13 protein-coding genes and 1 pseudogene are annotated in these 17275 nt (G+C 73.4%); 9 read left to right on the top strand and 5 right to left on the bottom strand.

Features of this window, described 5'->3' with window-relative positions; translation table 11 throughout:
- Positions 1 to 16: 16 nt before the first annotated feature.
- Positions 17 to 964, bottom strand: a complete 948-nt coding sequence (locus tag IG94_RS0122100; protein ID WP_031039725.1) for an amino acid ABC transporter permease — start codon at positions 962 to 964, stop codon at positions 17 to 19.
- Between the two features lie 30 nt (positions 965 to 994).
- The gene (locus tag IG94_RS0122095; protein WP_031039723.1) at positions 995 to 1951 is read right to left on the bottom strand and encodes an ABC transporter substrate-binding protein; all 957 of its coding nucleotides are present in this window, start codon (positions 1949 to 1951) and stop codon (positions 995 to 997) included.
- Between the two features lie 621 nt (positions 1952 to 2572).
- On the opposite strand from IG94_RS0122095, the gene IG94_RS0122090 reads away from it, so the two are divergent.
- The 4 genes from IG94_RS0122090 (at position 2573) to IG94_RS0122075 (ending at position 5912) form a co-directional block, all read left to right on the top strand.
- Positions 2573 to 3802, top strand: a complete 1230-nt coding sequence (locus IG94_RS0122090; RefSeq protein ID WP_031039720.1) for an NAD(P)-dependent malic enzyme — start codon at positions 2573 to 2575, stop codon at positions 3800 to 3802.
- A gap of 236 nt (positions 3803 to 4038) precedes the next feature.
- On the top strand, positions 4039 to 5004 hold the full coding sequence (locus IG94_RS0122085; protein WP_031039717.1) for a zinc-binding dehydrogenase: 966 nt from the start codon (positions 4039 to 4041) through the stop codon (positions 5002 to 5004).
- Between the two features lie 132 nt (positions 5005 to 5136).
- The gene (locus IG94_RS0122080; RefSeq protein ID WP_031039713.1) at positions 5137 to 5346 is read left to right on the top strand and encodes a helix-turn-helix domain-containing protein; all 210 of its coding nucleotides are present in this window, start codon (positions 5137 to 5139) and stop codon (positions 5344 to 5346) included.
- The gene (locus tag IG94_RS0122075) at positions 5346 to 5912 is read left to right on the top strand and encodes a Clp protease N-terminal domain-containing protein (protein ID WP_031039709.1); all 567 of its coding nucleotides are present in this window, start codon (positions 5346 to 5348) and stop codon (positions 5910 to 5912) included. Before IG94_RS0122080 ends, IG94_RS0122075 begins: the two co-directional genes overlap by 1 nt.
- 70 nt (positions 5913 to 5982) lie before the next feature.
- On the opposite strand, the gene IG94_RS0122070 is transcribed toward IG94_RS0122075, so the two are convergent.
- Entirely contained in the window at positions 5983 to 7110 is a 1128-nt protein-coding gene (locus IG94_RS0122070) for a helix-turn-helix transcriptional regulator (RefSeq protein WP_031039705.1), read from the bottom strand.
- Position 7111: 1 nt separating this feature from the next.
- The gene (locus IG94_RS0122065) at positions 7112 to 8062 is read right to left on the bottom strand and encodes a DUF4097 family beta strand repeat-containing protein (protein ID WP_157852295.1); all 951 of its coding nucleotides are present in this window, start codon (positions 8060 to 8062) and stop codon (positions 7112 to 7114) included.
- Between the two features lie 137 nt (positions 8063 to 8199).
- Here IG94_RS0122065 and IG94_RS0122060 point away from each other — a divergent pair, with 137 nt between their 5' ends.
- On the top strand, positions 8200 to 9021 hold the full coding sequence (locus IG94_RS0122060) for a hypothetical protein (protein WP_031039698.1): 822 nt from the start codon (positions 8200 to 8202) through the stop codon (positions 9019 to 9021).
- Positions 9022 to 9080: 59 nt separating this feature from the next.
- Here the strand turns inward: IG94_RS0122060 and IG94_RS0122055 are convergent, their stop codons facing one another.
- On the bottom strand, positions 9081 to 9263 hold the full coding sequence (locus tag IG94_RS0122055) for a DUF6104 family protein (protein WP_003961784.1): 183 nt from the start codon (positions 9261 to 9263) through the stop codon (positions 9081 to 9083).
- A 180-nt stretch (positions 9264 to 9443) separates the two neighbouring features.
- On the opposite strand from IG94_RS0122055, the pseudogene IG94_RS0122050 reads away from it, so the two are divergent.
- The 4 genes and pseudogenes from IG94_RS0122050 to IG94_RS0122035 all read left to right on the top strand — a co-directional run.
- A pseudogene (locus IG94_RS0122050) lies at positions 9444 to 9971 on the top strand (CU044_2847 family protein); the annotation flags it as partial.
- Positions 9972 to 10066: 95 nt separating this feature from the next.
- Positions 10067 to 12322 carry a VMAP-C domain-containing protein gene (locus IG94_RS0122045; RefSeq protein WP_031039686.1) on the top strand — a complete coding sequence of 752 codons (2256 nt, stop codon included), beginning with the start codon at positions 10067 to 10069 and terminating at the stop codon, positions 12320 to 12322.
- 316 nt (positions 12323 to 12638) lie between these two features.
- Positions 12639 to 13661 (top strand): AAA family ATPase, encoded by a 1023-nt coding sequence (locus tag IG94_RS0122040; RefSeq protein ID WP_031039677.1) that lies wholly within the window; start codon positions 12639 to 12641, stop codon positions 13659 to 13661.
- A gap of 7 nt (positions 13662 to 13668) precedes the next feature.
- Positions 13669 to 17253, top strand: a complete 3585-nt coding sequence (locus tag IG94_RS0122035; RefSeq protein WP_031039674.1) for an SAV_2336 N-terminal domain-related protein — start codon at positions 13669 to 13671, stop codon at positions 17251 to 17253.
- Positions 17254 to 17275 lie beyond the last annotated feature (22 nt).

The following is a 17275-nucleotide window of genomic DNA, read 5'->3' as shown; positions in this document are numbered from 1 at the left end:
CTGCTGAGCTTCCCGGTCATGCCGTGCCTCCCTTCGGGCGGCCGAGGGCGAACATGTTCGTCTTCACCTTCTGCCACGGCGTCGGCGGCAGCTGTCGGCTGGAGCCGCGGGCGTAGTGCCGCTCCAGGTAGTACTGGCCGATGCTGAAGACCGAGGTCAGCAGCAGGTACCAGGCGGCCGCGAGGAACAGCATCTCGGCCGGGGCGCCCGAGGTCTGGCCGATGTCCTGGGCGACCCGGAACAACTCGGCGTACTGGACGACCGACACCAGAGAGGTCGTCTTCAGCATGTTGATGACCTCGTTGCCCGTCGGCGGCACGATCACGCGCATCGCCTGCGGGACCACGATCCGGCGCAGCGTCTTCGCCTGGCTCATGCCGAGCGCGTGCGCCGCCTCGGTCTGCCCCTCGTCCACCGCGAGCAGGCCTGCACGGCAGATCTCGGCCATGTACGCGGCCTCGTTCAGGCCGAGGCCGAGCAGCGCCGTCAGGAACGGCGTCATGAAGTCCGACCACTCGTCGCGGTAGAACGGCCCGAGGTTGATGTACTCGAAGACCAGGCCGAGGTTGAACCAGACGACCAGCTGCACCAGGACCGGTGTGCCGCGGAAGAACCAGATGTAGAACCACGAGATGGACGAGGTCACCGGGTTCTTCGACAGCCGCATCACGGCGAGCACGATGCCGCCGACGACGCCGATCAGCATGGCCAGCACCGTGATCAGGAGGGTCTTGCCCATGCCGGTCAGGACGCGGTCGTCGAAGAAGTAGTCCGGGATCGCGCCCCAGTTGATCTTGCCCTGGGAGAACGCGAACACGACCGCCGCCAGCAGCGCGATCGCGACGGCCGCGGAGACGTAGCGCCCGTAGTGCCGGACCGGGATGGCCTTGATGGCCTCCGCCCCGGGTCCGGGCGGCGGGGTGCCGGCCGGGCCGCCCGCCGTCTTGTCGATGTCAACAGTCACGGATGTTGCCTTTCAGCGCCCGCCGCACGGTCACTTGCCGCCGTTGACGGCTGCCTTGGTGACGGCGCCTTCCGCCACGCCCCACTTGTCCATGATCTTCTTGTACTCGCCGTTCGCGATCACCGCGTCCAGCGCCGCCTGCAGGGCGTCCCGCAGCTGCGTGTTGTCCTTGGCGACCGCGATGCCGTACGGCGCGGCCTCGACCTGCTCGCCGACGAGCTCGAAGTCCTTGCCGCCGCCGGAGGTCTTCACCGCGTACGCCGCGACCGGGAAGTCGGAGGAGCCGGCGTTGGCGCCGCCCGCGCGCAGCCGGGTCTGGGCCTGCTGGTCGTTGTCGAAGGCCTCCATGGAGATCTTCTTGCCGGCCGGACACTTCTCGTTCTCGGCCTTGGCGAGGTCCTCGGAGACCGTGCCGCGCTGCAGCACGAGCTTCTTGCCGCACAGGTCGGACCAGGTCTTGATGCCCTGGTCGTCGCCCTTCTTGGTGTAGATCGAGACACCGGCGGTGAAGTAGTCGACGAAGTCGACGCCCTGGCCGACCTTCTTGCCGGTGTCGGCGTCGATGCCCTCCTGGCGGTTCTTGGTGTCGGTCATCGCGGACATGGCGATGTCGTACCGCTTGGAGCGCAGGCCGGTGATCAGCGTGTCGAAGGTGCCGTTCTCGAACTCGAACTTCACCCCGAGCTGCTTGCCCAGGGCATCCGCGAGGTCCGGGTCGATGCCGACCGTCCTGCCCGAGTCGTCCTTGAACTCGACCGGGGCGTACGCGATGTCGGAGCCGACCTTGACCGTGCCCTTGTCGCGCAGCGACTTGGGCAGCTTGTCGGCCAGTGGCGCGCCGCTCGAGGACTGGCTGTCGCCGGAGTCGCTCTTCTCGGTCTGGTCGCCGCATCCGGTGAGCAGCAGAGCGCCTGCGACCGCGATCGCACCGACCGCTGCTGTCCTGGAGTGCGCGGCGGTCGTACGACGGGTGGAGCGTGCGGTCATGGTGGTTCCTCCGGCGGATGAATGGAGTTGCCGATGGGACGGGACGCCGGCCGGGGGTCCGGCCGGTGCCGTGGGTCGACGAGAGCACACGTCTTCGAGTGCCGCGACCTCGTGCGATTACGGCATCTTGCCATTCGGACTCGGCCACTCAGGGGGGCCGTCATGTCAAAATCGGATAACGGGTCACCTCCCGAACCGCATCAGGTCGGTACATCACGACCGAACCTTTACGGGAATCTGCCCCTCCAGCCGAAAGATCTGCGGAATTTCTCGTTATCCAAACATGGATCACGGGTGGGGGCGGCCCTCCGCGACGCCTGTTCCGGCCCTGTCAAGGGATGCCGAGAAGTTGTCCGGATCCCCGGCTATGAGTCATGTCACCGACATGCGGAGCCGAGGGTCCGCCATGTGAGCTTGCGACGGTACGACTCGTCGGCGGGGGCGTCGGTCGGGTAAGAAGGTTCTTTACACCCCTCATCAGGGGCTCAGGGCGCGTGTGCGGCGCGCCCGTCGCGCGGGGGCCTCGTGGCCCAGACGGCCATCTTCCCGCGCGGTGCCCGCCCATTCCTCACCAGGAGTGGACAAACCCTCAATCCATGAACTCTTAAGGGGTAAGACAAAGTGGCAGCGGAGATCGTCAATCCTCGCAGCGACAACGACGCCGGTGCGGAGCAGGAGTCGGGCACGGAGCCGCTCGACTCCTTCGACCCCGCGTTCGCGCTGCACCGCGGCGGCAAGATGGCCGTGCAGGCCACCGTGCCGGTCCGCGACAAGGAAGACCTGTCCCTGGCGTACACGCCCGGCGTCGCGAAAGTGTGCAGCGCGATCGCCGAGCAGCCCGACCTCGTCCACGACTACACCTGGAAGTCCTCGGTCGTCGCGGTCGTGACGGACGGCACGGCCGTGCTGGGCCTCGGGGACATCGGCCCCGAGGCCTCCCTCCCGGTGATGGAGGGGAAGGCGATCCTCTTCAAGCAGTTCGGCGGTGTGGACGCCGTCCCGATCGCCCTGGACTGCACGGACGCCGACGAGATCGTCGAGACCGTGGTCCGCCTCGCCCCGTCCTTCGGCGGCGTCAACCTGGAGGACATCTCGGCGCCGCGGTGCTTCGAGATCGAGCGCAAGCTCCAGGAGCGACTGGACATCCCGGTCTTCCACGACGACCAGCACGGCACGGCGGTCGTGACGCTGGCGGCGCTGCGGAACGCGGCGCGGCTGAGCGGGCGGACGCTCGGTGAGCTGCGCGCGGTGATCTCGGGCGCGGGCGCGGCCGGGGTCGCCATCGCGAGGATGCTGGTCGAGGCCGGTATCGGGGACGTCGCGGTCGCCGACCGCAAGGGTGTCGTCTCGGCCGACCGGGACGACCTCACCCCCGTGAAGCAGGAAGTGGCCGGCTTCACCAACAAGGCCGGGCTGTCCGGCCCGCTGGAGGCGGCGCTCTCGGGTGCCGACGTCTTCATCGGCGTCTCCGGCGGTACGGTGCCGGAGCCGGCGGTCGCCTCGATGGCGGAGGGCGCGTTCGTCTTCGCGATGGCCAACCCGAATCCCGAGGTGCACCCGGAGGTCGCCCACAAGTACGCGGCGGTCGTCGCGACGGGGCGTTCGGACTTCCCGAACCAGATCAACAACGTGCTGGCGTTCCCGGGGATCTTCGCGGGGGCGCTGCAGGTGCGGGCGTCCCGGATCACCGAGGGCATGAAGCTGGCGGCGGCCGAGGCGCTGGCCTCCGTGGTGGGGGACGATCTCGCCGCGGACTACGTCATCCCGTCGCCGTTCGACGAGCGGGTGGCGCCGGCGGTCACGGCCGCGGTGGCGGCGGCGGCCCGGGCGGAAGGTGTCGCGCGCCGGTGACGGTGTGATGTGCGGTGTGGTGAGCGGCCTCGTCCCTGGTGTGGGGCGGGGTCGTTTGCCGTTGGGGGGCGAGCGGGGTCGGGGGTGGGTGCGCGGCCCGGCGCTTGCGGGGTGCCCACCGCCCATCCGTGCCGCCCCAGCGGCCCGACTGCCCGCAGCGGGGGGTGCTGGCAAGAGGGGGTGTGTCACAGGGGTGAGTGGTTTCGGTTGGGGGACGGGGGATCTATGGTCGGGGCATGTTCGCTGTGTACGCCGCCCGTATCGACCGCGATCAGCCGCTGACCGGCCTGGAGTTGGGGGAGCGTCCGGCTCCCGAGGCACGGTCCGGCTGGAGTGTGGTGGATGTCAGGGCCGCCTCCCTCAACCACCACGACCTGTGGTCCCTGCGCGGCGTCGGCCTGCCGGAGGACCGGCTGCCGATGATCCTCGGCTGCGACGCGGCCGGCGTCGACGCGGACGGCAACGAGGTCGTCCTGCACTCCGTGATCGGCCAGACCGGCCACGGGGTCGGCCCCCGGGAGCCCCGCTCCATCCTCACCGAGCGCTACCAGGGGACGTTCGCCGAGCAGGTCGCCGTGCCGACCTGGAACATCCTGCCCAAGCCGCAGGGGCTCTCCTTCGAGGAGGCCGCGTGTCTGCCGACGGCCTGGCTGACGGCGTACCGGATGCTCTTCACCAACGCCGGGGTGCGTCCCGGTGACTCGGTGCTGGTGCAGGGCGCTGGCGGCGGGGTTGCCACGGCCGCGATCGTGCTCGGCAAGGCGGCCGGGCTGCGGGTCTTCGCCACCAGCCGGGACGAGGCCAAGCGCAGGAGGGCCCTGGAGCTCGGCGCCGTGGAGGCGGTCGAGACGGGCGCCCGGCTGCCGCAGCGGGTCGACGCGGTGATCGAGACGGTGGGCGCGGCCACCTGGTCGCACTCCATCAAGTCGCTGCGGCCGGGCGGCACCCTGGTCATCTCCGGCGCCACCAGCGGCGACCGGCCCTCGCACGCCGAGCTGACCCGGATCTTCTTCCTGGAGCTCAAGGTCGTCGGCTCCACCATGGGCACCAAGGACGAACTGGAGGACCTGCTGTCCTTCTGTGCCGCCACCGGGGTGCGTCCCGTCGTCGACGAGGTGCTCCCGATGGACCGGGCCCGCGAGGGCTTCGAGCTGATGGCGTCCGGGGGGCAGTTCGGCAAGATCGTGCTCACCAACTCCTGAACCTCTGACACATCGTCCTGCATGTCCTCTCGCGAACGGCGGGTCCGGTCGGCCGGGCCCGCCGTTCGTTGTGCCGCGGGCCTGGCGTCAATTGAGGTTGACAGTTGGGGGCTGTCAACCTAAGTTGACGGTATGAGCGAAGCAACGGATCTCGCCACGCGTGCGGGTGACCGTGATCCCCGGGTCGGGCTGCGGGCCGTCGCCGCACTGCGCAGGCTGCTGGAGCAGTTGGAGGCGGTGCAGGTGCGCAGTGCGCGCCATCAGGGGTGGTCGTGGCAGGAGATCGCCACGGAACTGGGAGTCAGCAGGCAGGCCGTGCACAAGAAATACGGGAGGCGTTGATGTTCGAGCGATTCACGAAGGACGCCCGAGCGGTGGTGCTGGGAGCTGTCGAGCACGCCGAGGAGGCGCAGGCGCATCTGGTCGACGCCGAGCATCTGCTGCTCGCCCTGCTGGACGGGGAGGGCACCCGGGGCTCCTTTGCGCTGGCCGCGCTGGGGCTCGGCGGACGCCGGGACGCGGTGCGACGGGACCTGGCGGACGCGCGGCGCCGTGCCGGTCTGTCGCGGGCCGAGACCGACGCCCTCGCCGGCCTGGGCATCGACGTCCTGGACGTCGTCGCCCGGGTGGAGGAGGCGCACGGCGTCGGAGCCATGTCCGGCGACCGCCGGGGTGGGCGCCGGTGGTCGGGGCGGCGCGGCTTCAGCCGGGGCGCCAAGGGGGTCCTGGAGAAGGCGCTGCGGATCGCCGTCGCCCGGTGTGACCGGCGCATCGGGGACGAGCACCTCCTCCTTGCCCTGACCCTCGACCCGGGCGGGCCGGCCGAGGTGCTGGCCGACCACGGCGTGACGCACGAGTCGCTGACCCGTGTGCTGGGCGAGGGCACGGGCGAGGCGGCGTGCGCCTGACCTCCGGTGCACCCGGTGCCGTGCGGCACCCCGCCCGGTGACCCGGAGCGCCGTACGTGAGGTGCCGGGGTCAGGGCTTGGGCGCCCGCAGTGCCGCGCCGATGTGCGCGGCGGCCGCGGACAGGTGGCGGCGGGCGTCGCGGAGCTGATCGGACGTGACGCCGTGGTCCCGGGCGGCGTCGCGGATGTCGTCCCGGAAGCGGTCGAGCAGCCGGTCCAGGTCGCGCGCCGGGTCACCGGTGGACTCCGACGCGTCCTCATGCGCCCAGTCCGGGGCGTACCGAGCGGGGAAGTCCTCCGGTGTGACGGAGTACTCCGGCGCGGGGGAGTGCTCGGAACGGGAGTGCTCGGAGCGGGGCGAGTGCTCGGGGCGCGCGGTGGTCCCACCGTTGCCGGTGCGGCCGAAGCCCCAGTCCTTGCCGAGGTCCTTCCCGAAGTCCTTGCCGAAGTCCCCGACCTCCCTCGCCAGTTCGCTCAGGCCCTCGCGCAGTCCCGTCGGCCAGTCACCGCGCGAGAAGTGGTCCTGCACCTGGTCCTGGACCCGCTGGGCGATGCGCTGCACCTCCTCCTGGGCCTGTGCCCGGGCCCGCTCCTGGGCCTCCTTGGCCTGGCGCCGGGCGCGCTGGGCCTCCTCGCGGGCGCGGCGGCTCTCGTCCTTGGCCCGGCGGGCCTGCTCCTTCCACTCCTGCTTGACCCGGCGCATCTCCTCCTTCGCGACCCGCCAGGCCTCCTTGTCGTCGCTCTCGTGGGCACCGGCGAATCCGCCGCCCTCCTCGTGCGCACCGGAACCGGAACCGCTGCCGGTGTCGAGGCGGGCGGCGCTGGCGGCGGCCCGCATCTCGCGCCGCAGGTCCCCGGCCGCGCCCCGCACGTCGGCCCGGATCTCGGCGGCCAGCTCGGCGACCGACTCCCGGATCTCCAGCTCCAGGTCGGCCAGCTCGCCGCTGCGGTCGGACAGCTCAGCGCGGCCGGCGTCCGTGATGGCGTACACCTTGCGGCCGCCCTCGCTCGTGTGGGTGACCAGGCCCTCGGCCTCCAGCTTGGCCAGGCGCGGATAGACCGTGCCCGCCGAGGGCGCGTACAGCCCCTGGAAGCGTTCTTCGAGGAGGCGGATCACCTCGTAGCCGTGGCGGGGGGCCTCGTCCAGGAGCTTGAGGAGGTAGAGGCGGAGGCGGCCGTGGGCGAAGACGGGGGGCATGTCAGAGCACCTTCTTGTCGGTCGTGCCGTCGGAAGCGGCGGCGGCGGCGCCGTCCTCCGGGACGGAAGCGGAATTGTCCCCCGAGTCCTCGTGCCCGTCGTCCCCCGGGCCGGTGTTCCGTGACTCCCGCTCCCACGGTGAGTCCTCGGCCGCCGGACGGCGCAGCAGGGCGATGGAGCCGGAGACCGTCGTGGCCTTCAGCCGGCCGTTGCCCGCGCCGAGCCGCCCGGTGATCCGTTTGGTGCCCCACTGGCCGCCCACCCGCAGGTCCTCGAAGGCGCTGGAGACCGAGCCGCTGGCCGTGTTGGCCTCCACCCGGGCGTCGGCCGGCTGGGGAAGCCGGATGGCGATCTCGCCCGAGACGCTGGTCAGGCTGATGTCCGTCGGTCCACCCGCCGGGTCCAGGTCGACGATCATCGATCCGCTCACCGAGTCGGCCCGCACCGAGGAGCCCGCCTCCACCACCGTCAGGTCGCCGGAGACGGAGTTGAAGCGCAGGTCGCCGGTGAGGGCCTGGGCCTCCAGGTTCCCGGAGACGGTGTCGGCGCGGACCGGTCCCGCGAGGCTCACGAGTGTGGTGTCCCCAGAGACGCCCTTCACCTCGGTGCGCCCCTCAAGACCGGAGACCACGGCCGCCGCGCCGACCACGCCCACCTCCACACGGGTGCCGGTCGGCACGGCCAGCGTGACCACCGCGCTGCGGCGCCAGCCCTTGCGGTCGAGCCACTTGAGGAAGCCCTTCCAGGGAAGGTCCTCGTAGGCCACGGTGAGCGCGCCGTCCCGGTGGGTCACGACCAGGGGTGGCCCCTCGATCTCGGACACCTCCAGGCGGGCGGGACCCTCGTCCGTGCCCACGACGTTCACCGTTCCGTTGACTATGCGTACGTGGAGCTCGCTCACGGACTCGTCGAAGGTGAGTTTCTCGGGCTCAGCGACGGACCACTCGGACATGGTGCAGACCTCCTCGACCGAACGCGCCATATCGCGTCCTCCGTAATTCACGATATATCGCGCGCACGGAAAGTCAAGACACCCGTTCTGCTGATCAACGATCGGCCGGGAGGGCGGAATCGCTCTACTTTGTGGATATGTCGACCCGTGCCCCCGTCCCCGCCGCTGCTTCCGGTGCCGCTTCCGGCGCCCTGCTGCTGTGCCGCGCCGAACCGGACTCCGTCGCCGCCGTCGCACCGCTGCTCGGTGAGCGCATGGCCCTGGTCGCGGCCGGTGGCGAGTGGAGCGTCCTGGTCCCGGAGGGCGGGCCCTGGCGGTACGGCGGCGAACCGGTCGACCGCGTGGTCACCGGTTGGGCCGCGGCGCTCGCCGTCGGAGCCCCGTGGCCCGTGCTCGCCCTGTGGTGGGACGCCGACCGGTCCGGGTACACCCTCGCGTCCGGTTTCCGCCGCCCGGTCGGCTATGTGTGGCTCGCCGACGGTACCCCGGCCGGTGAGGACGAGGCGACGCGCACCTTCGCCGCCCGGCTCGGTCTGGACCCGGTCCTGGACGTTCAGGCGCTGGACCGCCTGACGCGCCCCGATCCGGGGGCCGACGCCCGCGCCAGGCTGCGCGGGCTGCTCGCCGTACTCACGCGCGCGGGTGTCACCCTTCCGGACGGGCTCGACCCGGGCGCGTCGGCCGACCGGCTGGGGGAGGCCGCCGGTGCCGTGCCGGGTGCCGCGCGGACCGCTGCCGCGGGCCGTCGCCCGACCGCCGGTGACGGCCGCCTCGCCGCCTGGATGCCCTGGGTGGGCGGCCCGGGTGCCCGCGCCCTGGCCCTGGCGCAGGTGGCGGCGGGCCTGCCGCTCACCGCGTGGGGGCTGCGGCGGCGCGGCGGGGGCTGGGCCGCGGCGGGGGCGCTGCTGGTGGCGCACGGTGCGGTGGGACTGGCGTACGGGCTGACACGGCGTCCGTGACCGGCCCCGGCGGCGGCGCGCCGGGACAGCCGACGGCGTACCTCGGTGCGACCGGCGGACTACTCGTCCTCGTCCTCGTCGTCCAGCCGCGCCAGCCACGTCGCCAGGCGCTCCACCGGTACCTCGAAGTCCGGGTTCAGGTCGACGAACGTGCGCAGCTGCTCGGCGAGCCACTCGAAGGTGACTTCCTCCTCGCCGCGCCGCTTCTCCAGCTCCTCGATGCCGCGGTCGGTGAAGTACATGGATCGTGCTCCGTCGGGTCTTTGCAGGGTTGGGAGCCCCCCGTGCGGGAAGAACCCTGTGCCTGCGGGATGGAGAGTTGAGGTCTTTCCGTCAGGTGGGGAGAAGACAGGACAAGGATAGGCGTGCAGCCGAGTGCGTCTCCTGGGGTCGTCGAGGGGGCGCGGGGACGGGGGAATCCCATGGGACAGGAAGTGACGCGCGTCGCGCGCGTCGTGCTGCCGGACGGGACGCCGGTGTGGGCCCGGATCTCCGGCGCGGCGGAGCTGCCGGCGCCGCGCGGGCAGCTGTCGTTCAGCGACACCGGTTTCGCCGAGCGGGTCGAGGCGGGCGTGGAGAGTCTGCACTCGCTCGTGACCGGTGTCGCGCGGTCGCTCGCCGAGCCGTTGCGCGCGGTGCGGCCGGACGAGGTCAGCGTCCAGTTCGGCATCGAGCTGACCGCGAAGGCGGGCAAGGTCGTCGGCCTCCTCGCCGACGGCGAGACCAAGGCCGGCATCACCGTCACCCTCACCTGGAACGGCGGCCCACCGGACCCGAACGCGCCGGATCCGAACGCGCCGGATCCGAACGCGCCGGATCCGAACGCGCCGGACCCCAGCCCATCGGATCCGAACGTGCCGGACGCGGATGAGTCTTCAGGTCCGAACACGCCTGCCCCCGGCGGGCCGGAGCCGGGCGGGGCCGGCCCCGACGCCGCCGGTCCGGGCGCCGCGGGCGGTGGAGGGCCTTCCGAGCCCCGCGCGGGTGCGTCCGCCCGCGCTCCGGGGCACGGCGGGACAGGCGGTGCCGGTTCCGGAGGCGCGGTATGACGGACGGGCGCGCCCCCGGCGCATCGGGCGCCCACGACGCGGCTCGCCGTGCGCTGCGTGGACTCGTCATGGCGGCGACCGTGCGCATTCATCGGCCGGACGCCGGGTATGCCCTGGACGAGCCAGGGACGTTCCTCGGCAGCGGCTACTTCGTGGCCCCGAGCTGGGTTCTGACCTGCGCACACGTGGCATGCGGAGGGGAGGGGGACGAGGTCGTGGTGATGTACGAGTCCGCGCCGGGAAGCGGCATGTCCGCGGTCCCCGGCCACGTGGCGGCTGCGCTCCCCGAGGGTGTCGGCTCCGTGCCCGGCGCCTGGCCGGCCCCCGACCTCGCGCTGGTGCGGCTGAGCGAACCGGTCGACCACGAGTGCGTGTACCTCTCGGAGCGCCCGGCGGCCTACTACGGCGAGGGCAAGGTCCTCTACGCGGGCTGGACGGTGGTCGACGGGCACCTGCGGATGCTGGACGGCACCCTCACGGTGGAGGGCACCATCGGCGGCTGGACCACGGACGTCCAGATGCGGTTGGGGGACAACGACCTGCCGGACGGCGTCTCCGGCGGCCCCGTGATCGATCCGGAGCGCGGTGAGGTGATCGGCGTACTGAAGGCGCGCTCCGACCACGCGCGCGGCGGCACCTCCACCGGACTCGAGCAGCTGCGGACGCTGCCCGTGCCCTCCGGGGAGCTGACGACCGAGCACGACGACCTGTACCAGACGGTCGTCCACGCCCACGACCGCTACCACCGGGACCGGCAGCGCCATCCCAGCGCGCGCAGGAACACCTGGGCCGACGTGCAGAGCCAACTCGGGGCCCGGCCCGGACGCACCCTGAGCCCGGACGAACGCGTCCAGCTGCTCGGCCGCCTCGCGGACCTGCCACCGCCGGCCAGCACAAGTTCCCTGCTGGACCTCCTCGGTTCCCTGCCGGACTTCGAGACCCCGCTGCCGCTGCCCGCTCCGCGCGGGTGGCGCGACGGGCTCGGCGCCCTGTACGAGTGCGCGCGCGACGACGGCGCCCTCTACCTGGTGCTCGACTACGCGGTGCACGTCATGACCGCCGAGCGCCCGTTCATCGCGGCCAGTACGCCGGCCGCCGAGGGTGCCCTGTGGGCAGGGGTGTGGCAGGCCGCCCAGCGGCTCGGTCCCGGCCGCCGGAGCGCCCTCGTCGAGCGGCGGATCAACAGGATGGAGGCTCGCCGCCCGGTGCCGGCCGGCCCCCCGCAGCCGACGACGAGGGCGGCGCAGTCCTCCGTCCTGGTCGAGATCGTGCGGCGGGGCTGGGAGCCGGACCGCTGCGACTGGTCGGTCTTCGTCGTGCGGGACGGCGGCGGCACCGAACGCCTCAGGGAGGTCCGGCGCGCGCCGCTGGCCGAACTCGCCACGGTCATGGCGGCACCGCTCAAAGAGGCGTTCCGCCAGTGCGACACACCGGGACGGCCGGCGGTCCTGCAAGTCGCGACGGAGCACTCGCTGCTGGCGCTCGAAGTGGACGACTGGCGGCTCGGCCCGGAGGACGAGCCGCTCGGCACCCAGCGCCCGGTCGTCCTGCGCTGCTCCGACCGCGACCAGTTGACCGACGACGACGGGGACGACGGCTACGGCTACGGCGGCTACGTCGGCGACGGCAGAAACGACGGGCACGACGGGCACGGCAGGGCCGACGGCAGCGACGCGCACGACGGCGAGAACAATGACAGCAGCGTGAACGGCTCGTCCGGCGCGGGCACCGCGGTCGGCGCGGGCGGCGGGCATCCCGGGGCGGCACCCGACGGTGACTACCGGATGGACCTCGACGAGGAGCGCAGGGCCCGTTGGCGCTGGCTGCACGCGCATCCGGTGACGGCCACCGTCCTCGACTGCGACGACGGGCTGCGCAAACCGGTGCCGCCCGTGGAGGAACTGCGCGGTCTGGCGCACGGCACGGTCCCGGTGCTGTGCCGTTTCGACAGCCACCGACGCGGCGACGACGCGGCGGCGTTCGCGAGTCTCGTACGCGGCGGCTTCGGCGTGGCCCTGTGGCGCCGGCGGCGCGGACTGCCGGACGCGGTCTGCGGCGAGTTCCACCGCGGCACGCTCGACGAGATAGGGGGACCGGCGAACGCGCACCGTCTGCCGGAGGCCGTGCGTGATCTGCGCGCCCGGCTCCGCTCGGGACGGCCGGAGACCTTCTGGGCCGACGGAATAGCCCTAATGTATGACAATCCACACCAACCTCTGCCCGGTACGGGCGACCCGGTGGAGGCCCCTTGACTGCGGTCCGCCCGCGTCTTCGCCGGCTCCCCACCGGACCCGCAGGGACGCGCCCGTCGCTCTGGCCGTCGCCCCGCCCGGCACCCCGCCTCTCACCCTGCTCGTCGCCGTGCCGCACGAGAATCGGCCCTGCGGCAGGGGCCGTTGCCGATAAGTCTCTTACCAGGCCCGTTGAGGATCGATACCGTGAGGGACGCTCGCACAGCCGCCCGAGGGCGTCGCCGTCACCTGCGCCCGCGCGCCGCCCCTCGGGGCGGACGCCGGGTCGCGTGGCGACGGCAGGGCCCCGCAGACGAGTGACGACGAGGACCGGATCATGACCGAATCCAGCGAGTGGCTCATCTACCGGGGCGCGGGTGAACCCCACGACGGCATCGACCGGCTGCCCGGCCCGCCCCCCTGGCGGGACTTCACCAGCCGGGACGAGGCGGGCGCAGGCGACGGTTCCGAGGACCGCAGGCTCGGTTCCCACCGACACCTGGCCGAACTGCACCGGCCGGGCGCCGAGGAACTCGAGATGATCAACGCCGCCCTGTACCTGCGCCGGCCGCTCCTCGTCACCGGCAGCCCCGGTGCGGGCAAGAGCACCCTGGCCCACTCGGTGGCGTACGAACTGGGCCTGGGCAACGTACTGCGCTGGTCCATCGTCAGCCGCTCCGCGCTCCAGGACGGCCTCTACCACTACGACGCCATCGCCCGGCTGCAGGACGTGCAGATCGCCGCGCAGGGCGGATTCGGGGCGTCGGCCGGGACTCCGGGCGCGGTCGAGGGCATCGGCAGCTACATCAGGCTCGGCCCGCTCGGCACCGCCCTGCTGCCCTCCGACACGCCGCGGGTGCTGCTCATCGACGAGCTGGACAAAAGCGACATCGACCTGCCCAACGACCTGCTGAACGTGCTGGAGGAAGGCGAGTTCGCCATCCCCGAACTGGAGCGCGTCGCCGACCGGCTGCCCGACGGGGAGGCCGAGGTGCTCACCGCGGACGGCGTGAAGGTGCCGGTGCGCGACGGCCGCGTGCGCTGCCGGGCCTTCCCCTTCGTGGTCCTCACCAGCAACGGCGAACGCGACTTCCCGGCTCCGCTGATGCGGCGCTGCATCCACCTGGAGCTCGGCCGCCCCGATCACAACCGGCTCGCCACCTTCGTACGGGCCCACCTGGGCGACGAGGCGGCCCGGGCCGGCGACGACCTCGTCACCCGGTTCCTGGAGCGGTCCCGCAGCGAACTGCTGGCGGCGGACCAGCTGCTCAACGCGATCTACCTCACCGACGCGGCCGCCACGCCCGGCCGCGACCGCCTGGCCGACCTGCTCATCCAGCGGCTCGACCGCCCGAGGTGACGCGCTGATGCCCGACGCGACGGCGCGGCACGGTCCTTCGGCCGCCGGTGACGACGGGGGCGGGGCCGGGCACACCGCCCTGCCCGGCGGCGACCCGCTCGCCGAACTCGTCCTCCGGCTGCGCGGAGCCGGCCTGGACCCGGACGCCGAGCAGCTGTGCGACGCCCTGTGGCTGGCCCGGTGGACCCGGCCCGCCGACGCCGCGGACGGCGGCCCGCCCGTGACGGCCGGTCCCGCCGCTCGGCCGGGGTCCCGGCCGTCCGGCCTGCCCCTGGTGCCGCCGCCGGAGGAGACCGGGCGATCCGTGCACGAGCCGGAGCCGTCCGGCGATCCGGCCGCCCGGCGCGTCGCCCTCTATCCGATGCCGCCCGGCGCCCGACGGGACGGGCGGGACGACCGGGACGGGCAGGAGGAGCAGGAGGGCCGGCACGGGCGAGGGGGGCGCGGAGTGCGCGGGGCGGGCCGGGCCCGTGCGCTGCCGGTGGGGGTGCCCGCCGCCCCCGTGCTGCCCGCGCCACTTGAACTCCAGCGCGCATTACGTCCGTTGCAGGGCTACCGCAGCCCCGCACCGCCCCTGCGGGCCGAGCTCGACGAGGTCGCGACCGCCGAGGTGAGCGCCCGGGCCGGCGGACTGATCCTGCCCGTCCACCGGAGCGTGACCCGCCGCGACGCCCGGCTGCAACTGGTGCTGGACACGTCCTCCTCGATGCACGTGTGGGGTCGCCTGTTCGACGAACTGGCCCAGATCTTCGGCCAGCTGGGTGCCTTCTCGGACATCCAGGTCAGTCACCTGCACCAGGGGCCGGACGGCGGCCCCGCCGTCAGCCGCAGCCCCGACGCGCGCGGCGCGCCGCTGCACTCCGCCGACCGGCTCAGCGATCCGACCGGACGCCGCATCGTCGTCCTGGTCAGCGACTGCGCCGGCCCACTGTGGCACAGCGGCCACGCCCACCGGCTGCTCCACCACCTGACCCGGCAGGGACCCGTCGCCGTGCTCCAGCCGCTGCCGCAGCGCATGTGGAACCGCACCCGGTTCCCCGTCACCTTCGGCGGCCTGTCGCGCGGCGACACCCTGGGCGGCGGCGCCGTGCTGCGGCTCCGTACCACCTCAGGCACGCCCGCCGAGGCTCGCAGGGGCGCGCTGGCCGTCCCCGTGCTGCCGCCCGAGGCCGTGGCCCTCGGATCCTGGGCGCGGCTGCTGTCCGGTGCCGGTCCGGTCCCGGGCGCCGTGGGCTGGGTGCGCGCCGACCAGCCGGCCGGCCCGACGGCCCGCCCGGACCGCCGCCGGACGCCGTTGGAGCGGGTCAGCCGGTTCAGCGCCGCAGCCTCCCCGGCCGCCGCGCGCCTCGCCGTCTACCTCGCGGCGACGCCGCTCTGCCTGCCGGTGATGCAGCTGGTGCAGCGGACCATGCTGCCCGGCTCCGGCCCGTCCGAACTCGCCGAGGTGCTGGTCGGCGGCCTGGTTTCCCGGGCCCGGGGGGACCACGGCGGCGACGGCGCCCAGTGGTACGACATCGAACCGGACGTGCGCGAGGCACTGCTGTCCCGGCTCGGGCGGGACGAGGCCATGCTGGTCCTCAAACACTGCTCGGAGTACATCGAGCAGCACTTCGGCAAGGGCGGGCCCAACTTCCCCGCCCTCGCCCTGGCCCAGCTCGGCGACGGAGGCCCCGGGCCCGCCCGCCCGCACGGCACGGGCACCGGCGCGGACCGCCCCGGCGACAACGGCAGCGACGGCGGTGACGGCAGCGACGGCGGTGACGGCAGCGACGGCGGTGACGGCAGCGACGGCGACGGCGATGCCGACAACGGGGGCCGTGCCGCCAAGGGCGACAACGGCAGCCGTAACGGAAATGGCGGCAACGGCGGCAACGGCGGAGCCGACCCCGTGCCGCAGCCCTTCGCCGAGATCGCGGCCCGGATCCTGGAACGGTTCATGCCGCTGCCCGAGCAGTTCGCGACGTACGACAGCCGGACCGACCCGAGGCCGGCCGCGGACCGCCCGACGCACCAGGCGGTGGTCCGGGCCCGCACGCTGCTCGCCCGGTTCGACACCGAGGGCATGGTCCAGGACGTCATCGACGCCGTGCAGTTGCTGCGCGGAGCCACCGAGCACGAACGGCCGGCCGGCGCCGACCCCGAGCTGTGGGGCGAGTACGCGCGCTGCACCCTGCGGCTGTGGGAGGTGCAGGGCGGCGCCGCGCTGCTGCACGAGGCCGAGCGGGCCGCCGAACGGGCCGCGGCCCACCCGCACGGCCTGAGGGAACGCGCGGTCCTCGCACGCGTCCTGCACGCCGCCGCCACCGATGCCCGGCGGCGCGGAGACCGCTCCGGTGCCTTGGAACTCCTGCGCCGCGCCGACCGCGAGTACGCGGTGGCCTGCGCGGCGCCCGGCCTGGACGAGGAGGAGGCGCTGCGCCTCACGCTGGACCGGGTCGGCTCCCTGGAGACCCAGTGGCGCCTGGGCGGCGACAGCGCCCTGCTGCAGGGCGCCGTCGGCATGCTGGAGGCGTTCGCCGACACCTGGCCCGACCGTCCCGAGCGCCCCTCCGAACTCCTGCTGGCCCACGGCCGTACGCTCCTGCGGCTGTCGGAGGTCACGGCGGATCCGGACCAGGTCCGGCTGTACGCGGAGCAGTCGGCGCAGTCGTTGCGCCGTGCGCTGGAGTCCGGTCGCCCTCCGGACACCGCGGGGTCCGTCCGCGTCCGGGTCCGGATCCTGACGGACCTGGTCGACGCGCTGTTGCGGGCGGGCGGCCCGCTCGACGAGGCCCAGGTGCGGACCGACGAGGCGCTCGGACGGGTGCGGGAGCAGACACAGCGCGCGGCGCTGCTGGTGCGCGCCGGGCGCGTGGCCGTCGCCCGCTACGCCGAGTCGGGGGAACCGCCCGAACTCCACGGGGCCGCCGACCGTTTCGCCCAGGCGGCGCGCTGGATGCCGAGGGACGCGCCCGCGCACGCCGACGTACTCGCGGAGTGGGGAACGGTGCTGCTCCGGCTCGCGGCGCTGGAGGACGGCCGGGGGCGCCAGGAGCTGCTGTCCCGGGCGATCCGGGTGCTGCGGGACTGCCGGATGGAGACCCCGGCGGGGAGCCGGCAGGTCTCCCACCGGCTGCTGCTTCTCGGACGGGGGCTCATGCTCCGGTACCAGGCGCGCGGCGACCGGATCGACCTCAGGGAGGCCGCTCACCTCTTCGGGCTGGCGGCGGCGGACGCGAGGGACCCGCTGCTCGCGGCGCACTGCCGGCTGGAGCTCGGGCAGGCCCAGTTCGAGGCGTTCCAGAGCCTGAGCCGCGCGACCCGCCTGGACGTGGCGGTCGACGCCTTCCGGGCGGCCGCCGAGTCGGCGCGCCGGGCGGAGGAGGAGGCCGAAACACAGCGCAGGCGCCACGACGCGGTCCAACTCGCCGCGCAGGCACACCACTGGCGGGGTATGACCTTCGAGGCGGCGGCCCGTCCCCGTGCGGCCCACGACGCCTACCGGGCGGCACGGGCGGAGTGGGCACGGCTGCCGGACGACCGCCTGGTCACGGGCGAGCCCACCGCACAGCAGACGGCCCAGCGGCTCGCCGACCTGGAAGGGGACCGGTAGGGGCGCAGACGTGAGACCGGCG

Source organism: Streptomyces olivaceus (assembly GCF_000721235.1).
GTDB classification, from domain to species: domain Bacteria; phylum Actinomycetota; class Actinomycetes; order Streptomycetales; family Streptomycetaceae; genus Streptomyces; species Streptomyces olivaceus.
The sequence above is the reverse complement of the archived record's forward strand: the minus strand, read 5'-3'. Positions and strand labels throughout refer to the sequence as shown.

Bases quoted from the DNA above. Each gene is read 5' to 3' on its own strand.
- IG94_RS0122085 (WP_031039717.1), top strand. From the start codon at position 4,039: ATGTTCGCTGTGTACGCCGCCCGTATCGACCGCGATCAGCCGCTGACC.
- IG94_RS0122040 (WP_031039677.1), top strand. From the start codon at position 12,639: ATGACCGAATCCAGCGAGTGGCTCATCTACCGGGGCGCGGGTGAACCC.
- IG94_RS0122075 (WP_031039709.1), top strand. From the start codon at position 5,346: ATGTTCGAGCGATTCACGAAGGACGCCCGAGCGGTGGTGCTGGGAGCT.
- IG94_RS0122080 (WP_031039713.1), top strand. From the start codon at position 5,137: ATGAGCGAAGCAACGGATCTCGCCACGCGTGCGGGTGACCGTGATCCC.
- IG94_RS0122055 (WP_003961784.1), bottom strand. From the start codon at position 9,263: ATGTACTTCACCGACCGCGGCATCGAGGAGCTGGAGAAGCGGCGCGGC.
- IG94_RS0122060 (WP_031039698.1), top strand. From the start codon at position 8,200: ATGTCGACCCGTGCCCCCGTCCCCGCCGCTGCTTCCGGTGCCGCTTCC.
- IG94_RS0122035 (WP_031039674.1), top strand. From the start codon at position 13,669: ATGCCCGACGCGACGGCGCGGCACGGTCCTTCGGCCGCCGGTGACGAC.
- IG94_RS0122065 (WP_157852295.1), bottom strand. From the start codon at position 8,062: ATGTCCGAGTGGTCCGTCGCTGAGCCCGAGAAACTCACCTTCGACGAG.
- IG94_RS0122095 (WP_031039723.1), bottom strand. From the start codon at position 1,951: ATGACCGCACGCTCCACCCGTCGTACGACCGCCGCGCACTCCAGGACA.
- IG94_RS0122045 (WP_031039686.1), top strand. From the start codon at position 10,067: ATGACGGACGGGCGCGCCCCCGGCGCATCGGGCGCCCACGACGCGGCT.
- IG94_RS0122070 (WP_031039705.1), bottom strand. From the start codon at position 7,110: ATGCCCCCCGTCTTCGCCCACGGCCGCCTCCGCCTCTACCTCCTCAAG.